This window comes from Subsaximicrobium wynnwilliamsii (assembly GCF_007997225.1).
GTDB classification, from domain to species: Bacteria; Bacteroidota; Bacteroidia; order Flavobacteriales; family Flavobacteriaceae; genus Psychroserpens; species Psychroserpens wynnwilliamsii.
Genome location: NZ_VORM01000029.1, coordinates 1 through 18,454 on the forward strand (window position 1 = coordinate 1; position 18,454 = coordinate 18,454).

Below are 18,454 nucleotides of genomic sequence, written 5' to 3' on the forward strand. Positions count from 1 at the left end.
TGCCGTAAAAGTAAAACACCCTGTTACCAAGGAAATAACTTACACCACCATAATCAACTCCGAGCAGCAACAAAATTTAGCGAAATTATTCGATTTCTAACTTGGGTGTCCCAGCGACGAAAACAGGTGGTAATTGACACCAACATCAGTGTCGATAAAAGATTGATGGAGGTCAATTATTTAGGAACAGTTGGTCTGTCTAAAGCCTTGTTGCCGCATTATGTGAAACATAAATCTGGGCATTTTGTAATTGTGTCTAGTTTGATGGGGAAATTCTCGTCGCCATACCGTTCTGGTTATTGTGGCGCCAAACATGCTTTACATGGTTTTTTTGACGCACTACGCATGGAGCACGAAAAAGATAACATTAAAGTGACACTAATTTGTCCAGGCTTTGTCAATACTGAAGTTTCTAGAAACGCATTGACAGGTGACGGATCCAAACTCAACTCACATGATACCGCTACTGAAAATGGCTTATCAGTGGAAGATTTCTCAAAACGAATGATCAAAGCGATTAAAAAAGAAAAATTTGAGGCCTACATTGGCAAATTTGAACGCTTCGGTGTCTTTGTGAAGCGTTTGTCGCCACGATGGCTTCATTGCCTGGTCAAACGCAGTGAGGTGCGATAATATACTTATGCCATGGACGGTATGATTAACAATCATCTCGAAACATAAATTCCAAATCCCAAGCTAATAGCTAATCACTAATAGCTCATAGCTCAATGCTTTCCCCGATTTCTAAAATCATTAAATCCTTATCCTTATCAAAAAACTTGCGTTTAGCCTCTTCATGGTCAATCTCGATATAGCCAAAGGTATCGAAGTGATAGCCCAATATTTTATCACATTGCACAAAGTCGCTGGCAATGATGGCTTCGTCGATGCCCATTGTAAAATTATCGCCAATAGGTAAAATGGCCAGATCCAGCTTGGTAAACATTGGGATGAGCTTCATGTCCATAGTTAGTGATGTGTCCCCTGCAATGTATATGTTCTTGCGCTCTCCCTCAATCACGAATCCGCCGGGTTGGCCACCATACTTGCCATCTGGAAAGGAAGATGTGTGAATGGCTGGTACATATTTTACGTTTCCAAATTCAAAATCCCACTGTCCGCCATGGTTCATGGGATGGGTTTCAATACCCAATGCATCAAAATGATTGGCAATCTCAAAATTGGAAATGACCACAGCACCCGTACGTTTGGCTATGCTTTCAACATCAAGAATATGATCTTGATGTGCATGAGTGACCAGGATGTAATCTGCTTTTAAACTCTCAATATCTATAGCACTGGCCTTAGGATTACCAGATATAAAAGGATCGACCAAGATATAGGTGTCATCCACTTTAATTCCCAAACTGGCATGACCATAAAAAGTGATTTTCATTTGTATTGTTTTTTTCGGTTACTTTAATATCATAAACTGGTTATTCCGGCCGCCACCTGCGCTAGACATGATAAAGGTGCCCGTTTCGAAGGTTCCAAAAAATGGCACATAATCGGTATTGCCTTTGTTATCCTGAATTTTATCATAAGACACGTCCCCATCTGCGGAATATACAATGTCATATAAGGAAGAAGATTCTAAAAAGCCTTTGGATACTTTGGTTCTACCATCGTTTTTCTCAAGCAGGTTTTTACCAGAATTCAAGATCACATGCAGTTGGTTGTTTTTCACAAAAGCGTTATATGATGGTGCCGTGGCCCTTTTAAATATACTTCTTCCCCAAGCTAAGTTACCACTATTATCAAATTTAAACACCAAAACATCATCATAATGATTAACGGTCTGTATGTGACCCCCATTCATTCCCATGCTCACGTAGGTGGTAGTGATGTAAAACTCTTCGGCCAGCATGTAGGTGTTGTCATCATCATCTGTGAGCACATAATCCACGTAAAAACTGGTAAGCTCTTTATCCTTTTTGCGATCGGCACGTTTATCGCCATATAAATCCTCATAAACAGCTATGGGCAGGTCTTGATGTTTTTTGGATGTGATGGCCAATTCTTTTTTATCGATGGTAAAATTACAGCCACCTTTGATGCGTCCTGCACGCTCTTCAGAATAAAACCCCAACAAATTCAACTGGTTTTCTGTTACTGAAATGTTCAGCGATTGAATATGCTCCTCATCCATGCCGATACTAATGGCCTTCATGTCGCTCTTTGAAATCTTATTCAGCACAAATTCGTAGTTGGCCTCGCCATCCTTTTTTTGCGAACGTCCTTTCACAAATAATTTCCCCAAAGCATAGACATTGGCCTCGTCATCGATAGACAAGTCGTTGTGCTCATAATAGCGCTCCTCATGCTCTTGGTAGACTTTTTCAAAGAGCAGACTCAAATTAGAGGCATCAAAAACCCTAATCGTATAAGCATTGGCGTGTTTCTTGGAGTTATCGGTGGTTACTGCAAAATAATTGCCGCTGGGGGAAATGGCAAAACTGGTTTCCCGTTTATTGCCTCCAGAAAAAAGGGCTTGTTTCTTTTCAACTGTGGTTTCAAAGAGTTTGACTTTTTTGACACTTTTTTGAGCCAAGTTGAAAATATGGCAATAGATGATGCGTTCCGTTTTTTTGGGCGAATCGACAGTAAAGAATTTCATTTCCTCGCCAGAAAAAAGTTCGCCAACAAAAGTTTCATTCCTGTCGCTCTCCACGACCATGTTAAAAACCTTATTGAGACCAGTATCAAATACATCAAATAGAAAGTCGCGTTTTGAGTCTCTAATAATTCCTGTTAGCCCAGAATTAGTGGTGTGGATTGCCAGGATATCTTTGGCTTTGACCTCGTCTTTGTATTCCTCACTTTCAGAAACAGATAGTTTGGTTGTAGTTTGTGAATAAGCGGCGCTAACGGCTATAAAGCACGCCAAGAGTAAAAATTTTTTCATTGGAAGGATTTAAAATGAGCTGGCAAAATAGAAAAAATTCTTTGATTAATCTTCGTCCAGACCTTTTTCCTACTTTAAATTATAAGATTTTTCAGACAACTATTCCATTTTAAGCTGAAGGCTCATGTATAAAAATCTTCATTTTTACCAATGGTTTTAAGGCAGGATCAATACTTGCTTTGAAGTAATTACGGCATGATCTTTAAGATGTTCACGGGAATCTTTTGTTATTTCGCTCAAATCTAAATGGACTGGGATTTAGCAAATGACCTATGTCTTAAGCACTTGAAAAAAATAAAATGATTTAAGCGGAAGTATTTATAGAATATACCCTACCCCCAATAAAACAGAAAATAAAAAGGTGCTGAGTGCAAGTACTTTTAACTGTGAGTCATAATCGGGTGCACTTCTGGCCTTGTAGATCTTGACTATGTGAATGCTCATGGGAATATAGGCCAATAAAAACAGGAGATTCCATAATGAGGAAAAATGAATCACACTAAACATCAAAGCCACCATCATGGCTAAAATAATGAGCGCCAAATGATAGATCTTAGCATTTTTACTTCCCAATATTACGGCTAAAGTTCGTTTATTAGACAGTGCATCAGATTCAATATCTCTCATGTTATTGAGGTTTAAAACGCCAACGCTAAACAAACCTACCGAAACTGCGGGAAGTAGCACATAAAAATCCAATTGTTTGCTGTATAGAAAATAACTGCCCACAGTACTCATTACGCCAAAAAACAAAAACACAAAGATATCTCCCAAACCGCGATAACCGTAAGGAGAACGACCAACCGTGTAATTGATTGCAGCATAAACCGCAGCGGCAGATAACACAAAAAACAATAAGGCATAACCAAGATATTCATCCTTAAATGCGGTGAAGATCAACAATAGGGTAAGAACGACAATAAGGAGTACATTTTTTTTGATGCCACTAATCATCTCATCTGGAGTAATTGCACCACTTTGAATGGCACGCGTTGGACCCAGTCGGTTTTCGTTATCGGTACCTCGAACACCGTCGCCATAGTCGTTGGCCAGATTGGAAAGCACCTGTAAGCTAATGGTTAAAAGAATGGCCAAAAACATGATCCAACCGTCAAATGCCCCTATGGAATATCCAAAACAAGACCCCAAAATAATTCCTGAAACCGATAAAGGCAAAGTGCGTAACCTAAATGCTGAAAGCCAAGGCTGTATTTTTTTGAACATGAAAGCGTTTCTAATTTATGGAATCCATTTTTTATCGAAATTAGGCTTGCGTTTTTCTAAAAAAGCATCACGACCCTCTTTGGCTTCATCGGTCATGTAAGCCAGTCGTGTCGCCTCTCCAGCAAAAACCTGTTGGCCAACCATGCCATCATCGGTCAAATTCATTGCAAACTTGAGCATGCGGATGGATGTAGGAGATTTTTCCAAAATTTCCTGAGCCCATTCGTAGGCTGTAGCTTCTAAATCTTCATGCGGAACAGCTGCATTTACCATCCCCATGTCAAAGGCTTCTTGTGCTGAATAATTCCTTCCGAGGAAAAAGATCTCCCGTGCTCGTTTTTGCCCCACCATTTTCGCCAAATAAGCAGAACCATAACCACCGTCAAAACTGGTCACATCGGCATCGGTTTGCTTAAAAATAGCATGCTCTTTACTGGCCAAGGTCAAATCACAAATCACGTGTAAACTGTGACCACCGCCAACGGCCCAACCCGGAACCACTGCAATGACCACTTTTGGCATAAAACGAATCAATCGCTGTACCTCAAGTATATTGAGTCGATGATACCCATCTTCACCCACATAACCTTGGTGTCCCCTAGCCTTTTGATCGCCACCAGAGCAAAAACTCCAAATGCCATCTTTGGAACTTGGACCTTCCGCAGAAAATAAAACAACGCCTATATTGACGTCTTCATTGGCATCGTAAAAAGCGTCATAAAGTTCTGAAGTGGTTTTTGGACGAAAAGCATTCCTAATATCTGGACGATTGAAGGCGATCCTCGCCACGCCATCGCACTTTTTATAGGTAATGTCTTCATAGGTTTTTGCAGTGACCCATTCGGCTTTTTTCATAACAGTTGATCTTTTTAAAAAAAATAATGCTTTTACTGAATTTGTATGCGTGTTCTTGCCGCTCTTCGTTTTAAGCACAGCTCATATACCCCGCTGCAAATTTTTATGAATTAGTTTATCAAACGAATGCCATCGTTATCGATGCTTATTACGCGCTGCTTGTAAAGCGTGCCAATGGCCTTTTTAAAGGTTTTCTTGCTCATTTGAAGTTCATTCTTGATGGCATTGGGATCTGATTTGTCATTGAGCGGTATAAAACCGTCACGACTGTTCTCAAGATGCTCCACGATCAAATCGGCATTGGGCTCAATTTTTCGATACCCGATTTTACCGAGTACAATATCTAATTTATTATCGGGTCTTATTTTTTTGACGTAGCCTTTCAACCGGTCGCCAACGCTAAGATCCTTGAAGATATTATCGTTGAAAATGAGACCGTGATGTTGGTTATTCACAATCACGTTCATCCCCATATCTGAAGGGTGCGACACTATCAAATCCACTTCATCAAATTCCTGAACGGTCAATGTCGCGTTGTCCAAAAACCGATTCGTCTTACTTGAAGCCACCAACCTATTGGATTCATCATCCAAATAGCAGTGCACCAAATACCAGCCACCTGCTTTCATTTTAAAGGCTTGTTCTTTAAACGGACAAAAAAGTTCCTTTACCAGTCCCCAATCCAAGAAAGCGCCATGTGCAGTCACTTGGTTGCAGCGCAGCATTGCAAAATCGTCACGAATGATATAAGGCTCATCGGTCACAGCAACTGGGCGTTCCTCATTATCCAAATAGACAAATACTTCGATCTTATCCCAAATTTTGAATGCTTCTGGCACATATCGGTTTGGCAATAAGATTTCCTTTTCTTCCCCGTCGCCTAAATAAAGACCTTGTTCGCTTTCACGAATGATCTCAAGTGTGTTATAATCTCCAATTCTAATCATGGCGCAAAGATACAGATATTTGGGAATGCGCTATAGGCTTCAAGCCTTAAAATTTATACGGAACAATAGGGATTATCTAGAATATTTTTTTTTGGGATTAATAACCCGGAAGACCAGTTCTGAATTTCGACTATTAAATCTCGAACTTTGAACAGCCTTGGACCTTAAGCTCTAGTCTACTGCTTTTAAGCTCAAGTCCATATTATAAACCGAATGCGTCAATGCGCCTGATGAAATATAATCCACGCCGCATTCCGCATAGGTTCTTAGGGTTTTTTCGTTGATGCCGCCGGAAGATTCGGTTAAACATTGGTCGCCTATTAATTTCACAGCCGCTCTGGTATCTTCATAATTGAAGTTATCAATCAAGATGCGATACACGCCTTTAGCCTTGAGGATGGCTTTGATTTCCTCCAAGTTTCTGGCTTCAACGATGATCTTTAAATCCCGGCCTGTATCTTTTAAATACTGTTTTGTTTTTTCGATGGCTTTGCTAATCCCACCAGCAAAATCAATGTGATTGTCCTTTAGCATGATCATATCATAGAGTGCAAAGCGATGGTTTTCGCCACCCCCAATCTTTACCGCCCATTTTTCAAGTGCGCGAATCCCTGGTGTCGTTTTCCGGGTATCTAGGATTTTGGTGCCAGTACCTTCCAACAAAGCGACAAATGACTTGGTCTTGGTCGCAATGGCGCTCATACGTTGCATGGCGTTCAAAACCAAGCGTTCTGCTTTTAAGATGGATTGTGAAGCTCCTTCTACATAAAACACGATGTCACCTTGCTTTACTTGATCCCCATCATTGATCAAGGTTTCCACTTTCAAATCTTTATCGATATGCGCAAAGACCTGTTTTGCGAATTCCACCCCTGCAATGATGCCTTTATCCTTTACCAATAATTTTGCCTTGCCCTGAGCAGTTGCAGGAATACAGGCCAATGAACTGTGGTCGCCATCACCAACATCCTCACGAATGGCATTGGCTATGATGAGTTCTATCTCTGTATTGAATTGCGCTTTTGAAATCATATTTGAAGTATTTAGTGTAAAAATAGGGATTGCATCCTGAAAAATTTTAAAAATAAAATCCCAAATCCTAAAAAAACGTAACTTTGAAGCATGACGATTAAGTTACTGGCCATTGGCAAAACCGATAATAAAGATTTACAGAAACTCATAGCCGACTACCAAAAACGGTTGGGGTTTTACATCAAGTTCGATTTCGAAATCATCCCAGACCTCAAGAAAGCCAAGAATTTAAGTGAGGCGCAACAAAAACAAAAGGAAGGCGAGCTCATCTTGGGCAAATTGAATCCAACCGATATTCTCATTCTTTTGGACGAAAACGGCAAGCAAATAGATTCTGTGGCGTTTTCCAATTACCTGCAGAAGCACATGAACTCCGGCATTAAACAATTGGTTTTTGTTATTGGTGGTCCTTATGGTTTTTCTGAAGACATCTACCTAAAAGCAAATGGGAAACTGTCATTATCAAAAATGACCTTTTCCCATCAAATGATTCGCTTATTTGTGATTGAGCAGTTGTACCGAGGCTTTACGATTTTAAGAAATGAGCCTTATCATCATAAGTGAGTGGGCAGGAGGTTGTGGGTTGTGGGTTGTGGGTAGTGGGTAGTGGGAAATTTAAACCGAACATTCGAATTCAATATTCAATATTCAATATTCGTGAATCGTAAATCCAAAATACTATCAATAACTAAAAATACGACTGAAACTTGAACTGAATACTACCTTTCATCAGCCAACACTACAAACCTCAAACCCACTCTAGTGAGTCTTAAAAATTTCTTTGCGTTTTTTCAGCTGGCGTTCGAGATCGCAAATGGTTTCTCGCACCGCGACTTCGTATTGTTTCTCACTTGAGGTGGCAAATAATCGAGGGCCAGGCAGGCTCAATCTAATATTACAGATTTTATTTTTTTCAGGTTCATTAGTGTCTTTTTTGAAGAACACGTCTGCACCCACAATAAATTCATATCTATTAAAGAGTTTGTCAAGTTTTTCTTCAGTAAAAGCACTTAAGCTTTCACTCACATCTACGTCAACGTATTGAAAATTCACAGTCATAATCGTTCATTTTTAGTGGTTAATATTAGAATTACAAATTACGGCTTTTTGCGATTTTTAAGGCTACGGATTTCTTAAAATATTGGTAATTTTTCCGCTAAAAATCAAATACTCCTTGTCATTCTGCTCATGCTTCTCTAAGTTTTTTCAGAAAACAAACACTTAGAGTTTATGGAGCCTAAATTTAAAATATTTTTTGTGCTGTCACTGTTTTTCGCCTATAGCGAGCAGATCTATTCTCAAGGGATTATTGACGGCTTCTATAAGCAACAAAAAGAAGCTTCTTTAGTTTTAGGCTACGGCTTTGCCAATAATTCCGATTATTTGATTGGGCGGGAGGCTTCCAATCTCAACCGAAAACTGAGCTACACCTCATTATTCACTTCCTACGGAATTACAGACCAACTCAACATCCAAGTCTCCCTACCCTACATTGAAAGTGAAACCAATATGGATTTTCAAGACCTTTCCCTGTTTTCAAAATACAAAGTCTATTCAAAACAAAATGAAAATAACCGCATTGAATTAAGCCTCGCATTGGGGTTTTCAACACCGTTAAGCAACTATGCCATAGGTGGGCTTTACGATATTGGGCAGCAAGCAAGCATTATAGACACTAGAGCAATGCTGCATTACCAATTGAAATCCAATTGGTTTACCACCATCCAAAGCGGATTTTCGTATAAACTCCAAGAAGTCCCAAATAGCATCCCAGCGGTCATTAAATTAGGTAGGGCAACAAAAAGTTGGTACTACGACCTCTATTACGAAATGCAGCATAGCTTGGGCGGTATCGACTATAGAGGCACGCCAAGACCGCAGAATTTTAGAGAACTCAGAGTCAATTTTCAAAAAGTTGACGCTACATTATACAAACCCATTTATGAGGAACTAGGTGCTTTTGGGAGTTTTGCCTATGTATTAGATGGTCGCAATACCTTTCAAGGCCCTAGTTATGGATTTGGTTTGGTCTATGCTTTTAAGCATTAAAACGAACAGGGCACAGCTTCTTGAAGTCCTTAATTTGTAAGCCTTCATAACGTTAAAAAAACCTAAAAATCCACGCTCACTACCTTAACTTTGTATATTTGGGCAAAAGCTTTTAAACACAATCATGCAAAGAATTTTACGCTTCCTGGTCCTCTTTTTCATGACCACCACGCTGGCCATTGCGCAGCAACCTAAAAAACTTTCGTCTTCAGAAATTTACGAATCCATAAAAAAACTCAATTTCTTGGGTTCGGTTTTATATTTGGCAGCTCATCCCGATGATGAGAATACCCGTTTGATATCTTATATGTCCAACGAAGTTAAAGCCCGCACCGCCTATCTATCCTTGACGCGTGGCGATGGCGGTCAAAATCTTGTGGGTCCAGAAATACGTGAGCTATTGGGTTTGATTCGCACTGAGGAATTGCTGGCCGCACGTCGCATTGATGGTGGCGAACAGCTCTTTACCCGAGCCAATGACTTTGGTTATTCCAAACACCCAGACGAAACCTTGGCCATTTGGGACAAAAATGAAGTCATGAGCGATGTGGTGCTTGCGATTAGACGTTTCCAGCCTGATGTGATCATCAACCGTTTTGATCATCGCAGTCCGGGCTCAACCCATGGACATCACACCAGTTCTGCCATGTTGAGTGTTGAGGCATTTGATTTGGCAAACGATAAAAACGCCTTTCCAGAACAGCTCAAATTAGTTGATACTTGGCAAACCAAACGCCAATTTTTCAACACGTCCTGGTGGTTCTACGGCAGCCAAGAAGCTTTTGATGAAGCCGATAAAACCAATTTATTACAGATTGACACTGGCGTTTATTTTCCGTCAAGCGGAAAGAGCAACCCAGAAATTGCGGCTTTGAGTAGAAGTCAGCATAAGTCACAAGGCTTCGGAAGCATGGGAAGTCGCGGTGAGCAGTTGGAATACATTGAACTTATCAATGGCGATTTACCTCAAGACAAATCGAATATTTTTGAAGGGATTGATACCACCTGGAACCGCGTAAAAGGCGGAAAGGCCATCGGCGATATTTTAACTGAGGTTCAAAATAATTATGATTTCAAAAATCCTTCGGCATCCCTTCCAAATTTGATGCGCGCTTATAAACTCATAACAAATTTGGAGAACACCCATTGGAAAACCGTTAAAACCAAAGAAATCAAAAACATCATTACCGCTTGCGCTGGTCTTTATCTGGAGGCAAGCGCAGCGAGCAATTTTGCGACACCAAATGAAACGGTTGCCTTAAACATCGAGGCCATCAACCGAAGTACTTCGAATATTAGCTTAACGAGCATAAAAATCCCGAATGGCGTTGAGGTTTCAAAGCATTTGAAACTCGAAAACAATGCAGGTTTTGAATTCAAGGAAAGTTTTAAAATCAGTCCCGACGAAGCATTTACAACGCCCTATTGGCTAACTAAAAAGGGAAGTTTGGGCATGTACAAAGTGGAAGATCCTAAATTGATTGGTAAACCCAGAACCCCTCGCAACCTTAAGGTCACTTTTAATTTAAATATTGAAAACAGCCCGATTGATATTGAGAAAACGGTAATTTATAAAACCAATGACCCCGTAAAAGGCGAAGTCTATAAACCTTTTGATATTATACCAGAAGCTTCGGCTAGCATTTCAGAAAAAGTCATTATTCTCAATAGTGATGCCCAGCGCGATATTGAAGTGCTGGTTAAATCGGGTCGCAACGATTTGGAAGGTTATGTGGAATTGGCTTATCCCAAAAACTGGAAGGTTTATCCGCAAAAACAGAAATTCGAAATTACCTATAAAGGCGAAACCCAATCCCTGGTTTTTACCGTGATTCCGCCAAAAGAACAGAGTGAGGGCTTGATCTCGCCAATAGTTCATGTGGGCGACAAAACCTACACCAAAGAATTGGTGGAAATGGAGTATGACCACATTCCATTTCAAGCGGTTCTGCTGCCAAGCGAAAGCAAAATCGTGAGGTTAGACATCAAAAAACGTGGGGAAAATATCGGTTATATCGAAGGCGCTGGCGATGTAGTGCCTGAAAGTCTAAGGCAAATTGGCTATAACGTGAGCTTGTTGAAACCTGAGGAACTTTCCGCAGAAAACCTACAGAAATTTGACGCCGTGGTCGTGGGCATTAGAGCTTACAATACTTTGGATGCACTTAAATTCAAACAGCAACAATTATTCGATTATGTCGCTCAAGGCGGAAACCTTATTGTACAATACAATACCAATCGTGGCTTAGTAACCGAGGAACTGGCTCCCTATACATTACAACTATCCCGGGATCGCGTGACCGATGAAAATGCGAAGGTCACTCTTTTGGCTACTGAAAGTGAAGTCTTGAACCAACCCAACAAAATCACTAAAGCAGATTTTGAAGGCTGGACCCAAGAGCGCGGACTCTATTTCCCAGATGAATGGGCCAACGAATTCACGCCCATTCTCTCCATGCATGATAAAAATGAAAGTCCGAAAAGGGGTAGCCTTTTGGTCGCTAAATATGGCAAAGGTCATTATGTGTACACAGGTTTGAGCTTTTTTAGGGAGTTTCCAGCAGGAGTGTCTGGTGCCTATCGCTTATTCGCCAATATGTTGTCACTAGGGAAGAATGAAATGTCTGAGAATGAACAGATGAAAAAATAATGATATCTTATTTTTCATTTGCGCAACAACATCAATGATTAAATAGTCGTGTACCTGCCTTTCGGCAGACAAGTTCGTGGCAAAAAAACTAACCCTTAAAAGAATTTGAGTCCATGTCAAAACCACCCAGTCTAAAAAAATACCAATGGAGCCCATGGTACACGCTCGTTCTCGTTGCCAACCTGCTCTATATTGTTGCATTTTACGTCATCACCAAATACTTCTAAAATGCAAGCTCTAGACTGGATTATTCTTATCACTACCTTAGTCGCCATCGTTGCTTATGGAACCTATCAAACCCGTGGCAGCAAAAATGTGCAGGATTATCTCAAAGGTGGCAATACAACACCTTGGTGGACCATCGGCCTTTCGGTCATGGCCACACAAGCTAGTGCGATTACCTTCTTATCAACGCCAGGTCAAGCCTTCAATGACGGGATGGGTTTTGTGCAATTCTATTTTGGATTGCCCATCGCCATGGTTGTGATTTGCATTGTTTTTATTCCGCTCTATCATCGGCTTAAGGTCTATACGGCCTATGAGTTTTTGGAAAATCGCTTCGATTTGAAAACCAGAACCTTAACTGCGATTCTGTTCTTGATTCAACGCGGGCTGGCAGCAGGAATCACGATCTTTGCCCCCGCCATCATTCTATCGGCCGTATTGGGTTGGAATATTTTGGTGCTGAACATCGTCATCGGGGTCTTGGTTATTATCTACACGGTTTCCGGCGGAACCAAAGCGGTAAACGTGACCCAAAAGCATCAAATGGTCATTATTTTTACCGGAATGATTATCGCCTTTTTTATCATTCTCAATCAACTTCCAGATGACATTACCTTCACAAAAGCGTTGGATATTGCCGGTGCTAGCGGAAAAATGGAAGTGCTTGATTTCTCCTTCGACCTCAATAACCGCTATACCGTTTGGAGCGGCATCATTGGCGGTACTTTTTTGATGCTCTCCTATTTTGGAACCGACCAAAGTCAAGTGCAGCGTTACCTTTCAGGCAAATCGGTTAAGGAAATGCAATTGGGACTCATCTTCAACGGACTCCTTAAAGTACCGATGCAATTTTTCATTTTATTGATTGGTGTGATGGTCTTTGTGTTCTATCAATTCAACGCAGCGCCCGTAAATTTCAATCCCACGGCGACCGATGTGGTTTTGACTTCAGAGTATGCTGAGGAGTACGAGGACCTTCAGCAAAAACAACAAGCTATTTTTGAGCAGAAACAAGGTATTATCAATGATTTTGTTTCTGAAAACAATTCAGAAAACTTCAAAAGCATTGCTCTGGCAAACGCGCAACAAGACCAAATTCGCGTACAAGCCAAGACGCTTATCGACAAAGCTGGAAAATCAAAAAGCATAAAAGTGGAAAGTAACGATAAAGATTATGTGTTCATCCATTTTATACTGAACAACCTTCCAAAAGGTCTCATTGGATTATTGTTGGCTGTTATTTTAAGCGCTGCCATGTCCAGCACTTCTAGTGAATTGAATGCTTTAGCGAGCACCACCACGATGGATTTGTATAAACGAAACGTAAGCGAAAAAACCGAAACCCAAATGCTAAACAGCTCCAAATGGTTTACATTACTTTGGGGAATCATGGCGATTGGCGTGGCCTGCGTAGCCAATCTTGCCGAAAATCTGATCCAGCTGGTCAACATCATAGGCTCTATTTTCTACGGAAATGTATTGGGTATATTTTTACTGGCATTTTTCTTTAAATTTGTAAAGGGTAATGCCGTGTTTACTGCTGCAATCATCACTCAATTTTTAGTTATAGCACTCTTTTTGCTGAATGAATACGATGTAATCAAATTACCCTTTCTTTGGCTAAACTTTGTTGGCTGTTTCATTGTCATTATCATTGCCATGCTTATCGATTTTAAGAAATTAGGCAAACTTGACAAGTGGATCTTGCTTGGCTTAAGTAGCATCTTGTTTTATTTTGGATACCTTATTTATGAGAACTCACAAATTCTAATCGCATGAAAACAATTAATTGGGGCATTATAGGATTAGGGAAAATCGCCCATAAATTCGCAACAGATTTAAAAAGTGTCGAAGCTGTGAAACTACAGGCGGTCGCCTCAAGAAGCGCAGAAAAAGCAGCTGCTTTCGCTAAGGAATTTGGCGCAGAAAAAGCTTATGGTTCTTACGAAGCACTGGTGGCCGATACTGCGGTTGACGCCATTTACATTGCCACACCTCACAGTTTTCACAAAGAACACGCCTTATTGGGGCTTCAAAATGGAAAGGCGGTCTTGTGTGAAAAACCCTTAGCCATGAACCTCAAGGACGTGGAAACGATGATTGCAGTTGCAAAAGCGAACAATACACTTTTGATGGAAGCGCTTTGGACCTATTTTCTACCTCACTATCAATACGCCCTTAAGGAACTATCCAACGAGACCTTCGGAAAAATAATAAAAATGGAAGCCGATTTCGGATTCAAACCTCAAATCGATATGGATTCGCGGGTGTTTAAAAAATCTGTTGGTGGCGGTAGTTTATTGGATATTGGAATTTATCCCATCTTTGCTGCGCTATCCGCACTAGGAATGCCAAAAGACATAAGCGCAGAGGCCACATTTTTTGAAAATGGCGCAGACTCATCCACCCAAATGGTTTTTCAATACGAAAACGACGTTGAAGCCCATTTAAGATGCAGCTTGCTGGAAGAAACAAAAACCGAAGCCATTTTTTATTGCGAAAAGGGAATTATAAAAATCAACTCAAGATTTCAAGAGCCAACCACGGTAACGCTTATTTCCGAAGAGAAAGAAGAAACGATTGATTTTGGATACACTACAAACGGCTATAATTTTGAGACCCATCATTTTAATACGCTCCTGAGACAACACAAAACCGAAAGTGATGTCATGAGCTTCGATTTCAGTAAAAAACTCATGCGCCTTTTGGATGCGGTTCGCTCTCAAATTGGCCTGAGTTATTAGAGTCTACAATAAAAAAAGACCCTTTGAAAAATTTCAAAAGGTCTTTTCACTTTGTACTTTGTACTTAATACCAGATTACATTGCCCCCCATTCTTTCAATGAGTCCGTGTTCATTTTAATGTAGTCGTCATTTTTAGCCTCTTTTGAAAGAGCCAAAGATTTTTTAGCGGTATCAATTGCCATTTGCTTATCGCCTGCTTGAGCATAAATTAAAGATTGTTGTCTCAATTGATAAAATGCTGGCTTTTCAATCATGCTCATGGCTTTTTCCATCCACATTTTTGACTTTTCAATATCTTTCCCGGCTTGGCTATAATACACAGCAGACGCATAATAATCGCCAGCTGTTGGACCGTTCATTGCTTTTTCGATAGAAGCGGAAACCGTTTTATCAGTTGGCACTTCAATTTTAACAGCTACTGAAGTTTTGGCCCACATAATTGCCATAGTTGCAGAATCGTTGGTCAAATCGCCAAAACCGATGGTCAAGGTTTCAATGTTTGTTGGTAAGTCCATTACCTCTGCAGTTACTTTAGCGGCAATTTTACTTTCATCCAAAGTTTTAGGCAAGCCCCAATTGGAAGGATCATTGTAAAAAACAATTTCCCAGTTTGATTTGTTTGGTGAGGCAAAAATGGCGTAAGTTCCAGCCTTTAAACTTTTACCACCAATCATAACATCATCACTGAATGTGATATTTGTGTTGTCATTGGCTCCTAAACGCCACATTTTACCGTAAGGCACCAAATTGCCAAAGATCTAACGATCTCTCATGCTAGGTCTAGAATATTCTAAGGTCACATCGGTCAATCCCACTTTTTGCTCCACTTTGGCAAAAGGACTCGGTTGAGGCGTTTCAATCTGTGCTTCTGCATTGAAAGTCATTGCGATCACAGCAAATGCTAATAGTAATTTTTTCATCTTATAATTATTTTAAGGTTAGTGTTCAATACGGGTAAAATTACAACTAAGCCCATGCCATTAATGTTAATAAAAGCCTAAAATATAGCTGTTCTGGGCAGTTCAAAGCTACTAATCCATTCAAAATAGTCGACATTGAGAAAACCCATCAGAAGCCGGTTAACAAATAGCCTGTTAATTTTTGTTTAACATTCTGATTAAATCTTTAAACATTTCGTACCTTTATCAAACTAAAAATAGTACAATGGCTAAGAAAAAAAACAGTTCAGCAAACGACATAATCAGCATGTACATGGATTTTGTGCTGGAACACAACAAACAACCAAGCACAGTCTATGCTTTTGCTAAGGCGAACAACTTTGAGGAATCCAAATTCTATGAATTTTTTGGCTCTTTTGAAGCGGTGGAAGAACACGTTTTCAAAGCGTTTTTTGATAATTCGCTTGTGGTTTTGGAGAAAAGTCCCGAGTATCAAAATTTCGATCCTAGAAACAAATTGTTGAGTTTCTATTTTACCTTTTTTGAAAACCTTACCGCGAATAGAAGTTATGTGATTTATGCGCTTAAGGAACAAAAGAATGACATGAAGCGCCTAAAAGTGTTGACAAAACTCAAAGGAGCATTCACACATTATATAGCCAATTTAGGGATTGATCTTATTGATATCAAACAAGCGCAATTAGATAAAATCCAAACTCGCGGACTTAAAGAAACCGCTTGGCTGCAATTATTATTGACCATGAAGTTTTGGATGGATGATACCTCGGCGAGTTTTGAGAAGACAGATATTTTCATTGAGAAATCCGTCAACACGAGTTTTGATGTTTTGGACGTGGCACCAGTGAGAAGTTTAATTGACTTTGGGAAATTCATTTTCAAAGAGCGCGTAAAGATGAAATAGATTAACAATTAAATTAGAAGATACCCGCTCTCATGAGCATTGGATATGAAAACAATAGACAAAATACCCACTTCAAAAATACAACGTGCCAGTAAATTGGTTACCACAGGTGCCAAAATTGGTGTGAATTACCTCAAATATTATGGGGATAAATTATCTAAAACTGAGTTAGAAGCAAAAGACCGCTTAAATAACAACAACGCTACCGATATTTATGACGGACTCAAACAACTCAAGGGTAGTGCGCTCAAAGTAGCGCAGATGTTAAGTATGGAAAAGAGCATTATGCCTCAGGCTTACGTCGAAAAATTCTCTTTGGCGCAATTCTCTGTACCCCCATTGTCGCCTCCTTTGGTGCTCAAAACCTTTAAAAAATACTTCGGAAAGCTTCCGAGCGAAATCTATGATACTTTCAACGCAACGTCTGTAAACGCTGCCAGCATTGGACAGGTGCATTTGGCAGAAAAAGACGGGAAAAAACTTGCTGTGAAAATCCAGTACCCAGGCGTTGCGGAGAGTATTGCTTCAGATTTGGCGATGGTTAAACCCATTGCAATGAGCATGTTCAATATCAAAGGCAAAGGCTCAGACAAATATTTCAAGGAAGTTGAAAATAAATTGAGAGAAGAAACCGATTATATTCTAGAAGTCAAACAATCTAAAGAAATATCAAAAGCCTGTAAACATATTCCCAATCTGAAATTCCCCGAATACTATGAAGATTTGTCTTCAGAGCGCATCATTACCATGGATTATATGGATGGTGAGCATATTTCAGAATTTGTGGCACATAATGAAGACCAAGACATGTCCAATAAAATAGGCCAGGCGCTTTGGGACTTTTACATGTTTCAGATTCACAATTTGAAAAAAGTGCATGCAGATCCTCATCCTGGAAACTTCTTGATCTCAAAAACCGGTGAGTTGATTGCCTTGGATTTTGGGTGTATGAAAATAATCCCTGATGAATTTTACACGCCTTATTTTGATTTAGCCAAGGAAGAACACATGGCAGATCCAGCCTATTTTAAGAATAAATTATATGAATTGGAAATTTTAAGGGAAGATGACAATGCAGAGGAAGTGAAATTCTTCACTGCCATGTTCCATGAGATGTTGAGTTTATTTACGCAACCTTTACATTCTGAAGTCTTTGATTTTTCCGACCCAAGTTTCTTCGGAAAGATTGCTGCTCTAGGAGAAAAATATTCAAAGAATTCAGAACTGCGGAAAATGAACGCCAACCGAGGCTCCCAACATTTCATTTATATGAATCGCACCTTTTTCGGCTTGTATAATTTGATGTTCGACCTCAAAGCGAAAGGTATCAAAATCAATAATTTCCATACGCTATAAGTCATGATCTATATCCCCAATGCCGATTTTGAAACTTTTGAGCATCTTTATAAAATCAATTTGGTTAACTGCTGCTCTGGCTATAAATCGGCCAATTTACTTGGCAGTAAATCGGTACGTGGTGTTGAAAATTTAGCGGTTTTCAGCTCAGTGACCCATATTGGCTCTGACCCTGCCCTTTTGGGATTTTTCTGCCGGCCTACATCTGTTGCCCGAAACACGTATGACAATATCAAAGACACGGGATTTTATACGATTAATCACATTCATGCCGGGATTTTGAAAGATGCGCATCACACATCGGCTAAATATGATGCAGAGATATCAGAGTTTGATAAGACCGACCTCCTTTCAGAATATAAAAATGAATTTCACGCCCCTTTCGTGAAATCTGCACCATTGCAACTAGCGATGCAACTCGAAGCCGAATATCCCATAAAAGAAAACGGAACCATTTTGGTGATTGGTCAAATTAAAGGGATCTATGTGCAAGAGGGTTTGCTTAAAGCGGATGGATTCATCAATCTTTCAGAAGGCAAAGTTTCTGCAATCAACGGTTTGGACGCCTATGCTGTGGCAGATTCCAGTGTGCGATTTGAGTATCAGCGGCCGAAGTGAAGGATTAGTTTTCAGTCGCAGCAGGAT

At 40.0% G+C, this 18,454-nt stretch carries 18 protein-coding genes; 9 read left to right on the top strand and 9 right to left on the bottom strand.

The features are described from left to right. Window positions 1-126 precede the first annotated feature (126 nt). A complete protein-coding gene (locus ESY88_RS17715; protein ID WP_223270880.1) occupies window positions 127-633 on the top strand; it encodes an SDR family NAD(P)-dependent oxidoreductase in 507 nt (168 codons plus the stop codon). Between the two features lie 85 nt (window positions 634-718). Here ESY88_RS17715 and ESY88_RS17720 read toward each other — a convergent pair whose 3' ends face one another. From ESY88_RS17720 to nadC, 6 genes are all read right to left on the bottom strand, one after another. After that, the gene (locus tag ESY88_RS17720; protein ID WP_147087970.1) at window positions 719-1,396 is read right to left on the bottom strand and encodes a metal-dependent hydrolase; all 678 of its coding nucleotides are present in this window, start codon (window positions 1,394-1,396) and stop codon (window positions 719-721) included. An 18-nt stretch (window positions 1,397-1,414) separates the two neighbouring features. Beyond that, window positions 1,415-2,905, bottom strand: a complete 1,491-nt coding sequence (locus ESY88_RS17725; protein ID WP_147087971.1) for a hypothetical protein — start codon at window positions 2,903-2,905, stop codon at window positions 1,415-1,417. A 318-nt stretch (window positions 2,906-3,223) separates the two neighbouring features. After that, a complete protein-coding gene (gene menA, locus ESY88_RS17730) occupies window positions 3,224-4,129 on the bottom strand; it encodes a 1,4-dihydroxy-2-naphthoate octaprenyltransferase (RefSeq protein ID WP_147087972.1) in 906 nt (301 codons plus the stop codon). 15 nt (window positions 4,130-4,144) lie between these two features. Next, window positions 4,145-4,984, bottom strand: a complete 840-nt coding sequence (locus ESY88_RS17735) for a 1,4-dihydroxy-2-naphthoyl-CoA synthase (protein ID WP_147087973.1) — start codon at window positions 4,982-4,984, stop codon at window positions 4,145-4,147. A gap of 110 nt (window positions 4,985-5,094) precedes the next feature. Continuing rightward, window positions 5,095-5,931 (bottom strand): CvfB family protein, encoded by an 837-nt coding sequence (locus ESY88_RS17740; protein ID WP_147087974.1) that lies wholly within the window; start codon window positions 5,929-5,931, stop codon window positions 5,095-5,097. Between the two features lie 171 nt (window positions 5,932-6,102). Continuing rightward, on the bottom strand, window positions 6,103-6,963 hold the full coding sequence (gene nadC, locus ESY88_RS17745; protein ID WP_147087975.1) for a carboxylating nicotinate-nucleotide diphosphorylase: 861 nt from the start codon (window positions 6,961-6,963) through the stop codon (window positions 6,103-6,105). Window positions 6,964-7,053: 90 nt separating this feature from the next. Here nadC and rlmH point away from each other — a divergent pair, with 90 nt between their 5' ends. After that, the gene (gene rlmH / locus ESY88_RS17750) at window positions 7,054-7,527 is read left to right on the top strand and encodes a 23S rRNA (pseudouridine(1915)-N(3))-methyltransferase RlmH (RefSeq protein WP_147087976.1); all 474 of its coding nucleotides are present in this window, start codon (window positions 7,054-7,056) and stop codon (window positions 7,525-7,527) included. A gap of 195 nt (window positions 7,528-7,722) precedes the next feature. On the opposite strand, the gene hpf is transcribed toward rlmH, so the two are convergent. Continuing rightward, window positions 7,723-8,022 carry a ribosome hibernation-promoting factor, HPF/YfiA family gene (gene hpf / locus ESY88_RS17755; protein WP_147087977.1) on the bottom strand — a complete coding sequence of 100 codons (300 nt, stop codon included), beginning with the start codon at window positions 8,020-8,022 and terminating at the stop codon, window positions 7,723-7,725. Between the two features lie 171 nt (window positions 8,023-8,193). On the opposite strand from hpf, the gene ESY88_RS17760 reads away from it, so the two are divergent. The 4 genes from ESY88_RS17760 to ESY88_RS17775 all read left to right on the top strand — a co-directional run bounded on the left by ESY88_RS17760 (window position 8,194) and on the right by ESY88_RS17775 (window position 14,631). Beyond that, the gene (locus tag ESY88_RS17760; RefSeq protein WP_147087978.1) at window positions 8,194-9,012 is read left to right on the top strand and encodes a transporter; all 819 of its coding nucleotides are present in this window, start codon (window positions 8,194-8,196) and stop codon (window positions 9,010-9,012) included. A gap of 124 nt (window positions 9,013-9,136) precedes the next feature. Further along, window positions 9,137-11,662, top strand: a complete 2,526-nt coding sequence (locus ESY88_RS17765) for a PIG-L family deacetylase (protein WP_147087979.1) — start codon at window positions 9,137-9,139, stop codon at window positions 11,660-11,662. 228 nt (window positions 11,663-11,890) lie between these two features. Next, a complete protein-coding gene (locus ESY88_RS17770; protein WP_147087980.1) occupies window positions 11,891-13,666 on the top strand; it encodes a sodium:solute symporter in 1,776 nt (591 codons plus the stop codon). Beyond that, window positions 13,663-14,631: a Gfo/Idh/MocA family protein gene (locus ESY88_RS17775; RefSeq protein WP_147087981.1), complete on the top strand. Its 969-nt coding sequence runs from the start codon at window positions 13,663-13,665 to the stop codon at window positions 14,629-14,631. The genes ESY88_RS17770 and ESY88_RS17775 overlap by 4 nt, the downstream gene beginning before the upstream one ends. Before the next feature lie 75 nt (window positions 14,632-14,706). On the opposite strand, the gene ESY88_RS17780 is transcribed toward ESY88_RS17775, so the two are convergent. Together ESY88_RS17780 and ESY88_RS21920 are read right to left on the bottom strand one after the other, a co-directional pair. After that, the gene (locus tag ESY88_RS17780; protein WP_394343974.1) at window positions 14,707-15,378 is read right to left on the bottom strand and encodes a DUF2911 domain-containing protein; all 672 of its coding nucleotides are present in this window, start codon (window positions 15,376-15,378) and stop codon (window positions 14,707-14,709) included. A gap of 12 nt (window positions 15,379-15,390) precedes the next feature. Beyond that, window positions 15,391-15,552 carry a hypothetical protein gene (locus ESY88_RS21920; protein ID WP_394343975.1) on the bottom strand — a complete coding sequence of 54 codons (162 nt, stop codon included), beginning with the start codon at window positions 15,550-15,552 and terminating at the stop codon, window positions 15,391-15,393. A gap of 244 nt (window positions 15,553-15,796) precedes the next feature. On the opposite strand from ESY88_RS21920, the gene ESY88_RS17785 reads away from it, so the two are divergent. The 3 genes from ESY88_RS17785 to ESY88_RS17795 are packed head-to-tail and all read left to right on the top strand — an operon-like array spanning window position 15,797 to window position 18,427. Further along, the gene (locus ESY88_RS17785; protein ID WP_147087982.1) at window positions 15,797-16,453 is read left to right on the top strand and encodes a TetR family transcriptional regulator C-terminal domain-containing protein; all 657 of its coding nucleotides are present in this window, start codon (window positions 15,797-15,799) and stop codon (window positions 16,451-16,453) included. Between the two features lie 45 nt (window positions 16,454-16,498). Next, window positions 16,499-17,809, top strand: coding sequence for an ABC1 kinase family protein (locus tag ESY88_RS17790; RefSeq protein ID WP_147087983.1), 1,311 nt, complete (start codon window positions 16,499-16,501; stop codon window positions 17,807-17,809). Between the two features lie 3 nt (window positions 17,810-17,812). Further along, window positions 17,813-18,427 (top strand): flavin reductase family protein, encoded by a 615-nt coding sequence (locus ESY88_RS17795; RefSeq protein ID WP_147087984.1) that lies wholly within the window; start codon window positions 17,813-17,815, stop codon window positions 18,425-18,427. The last annotated feature ends 27 nt before the right edge of the window (window positions 18,428-18,454 follow it).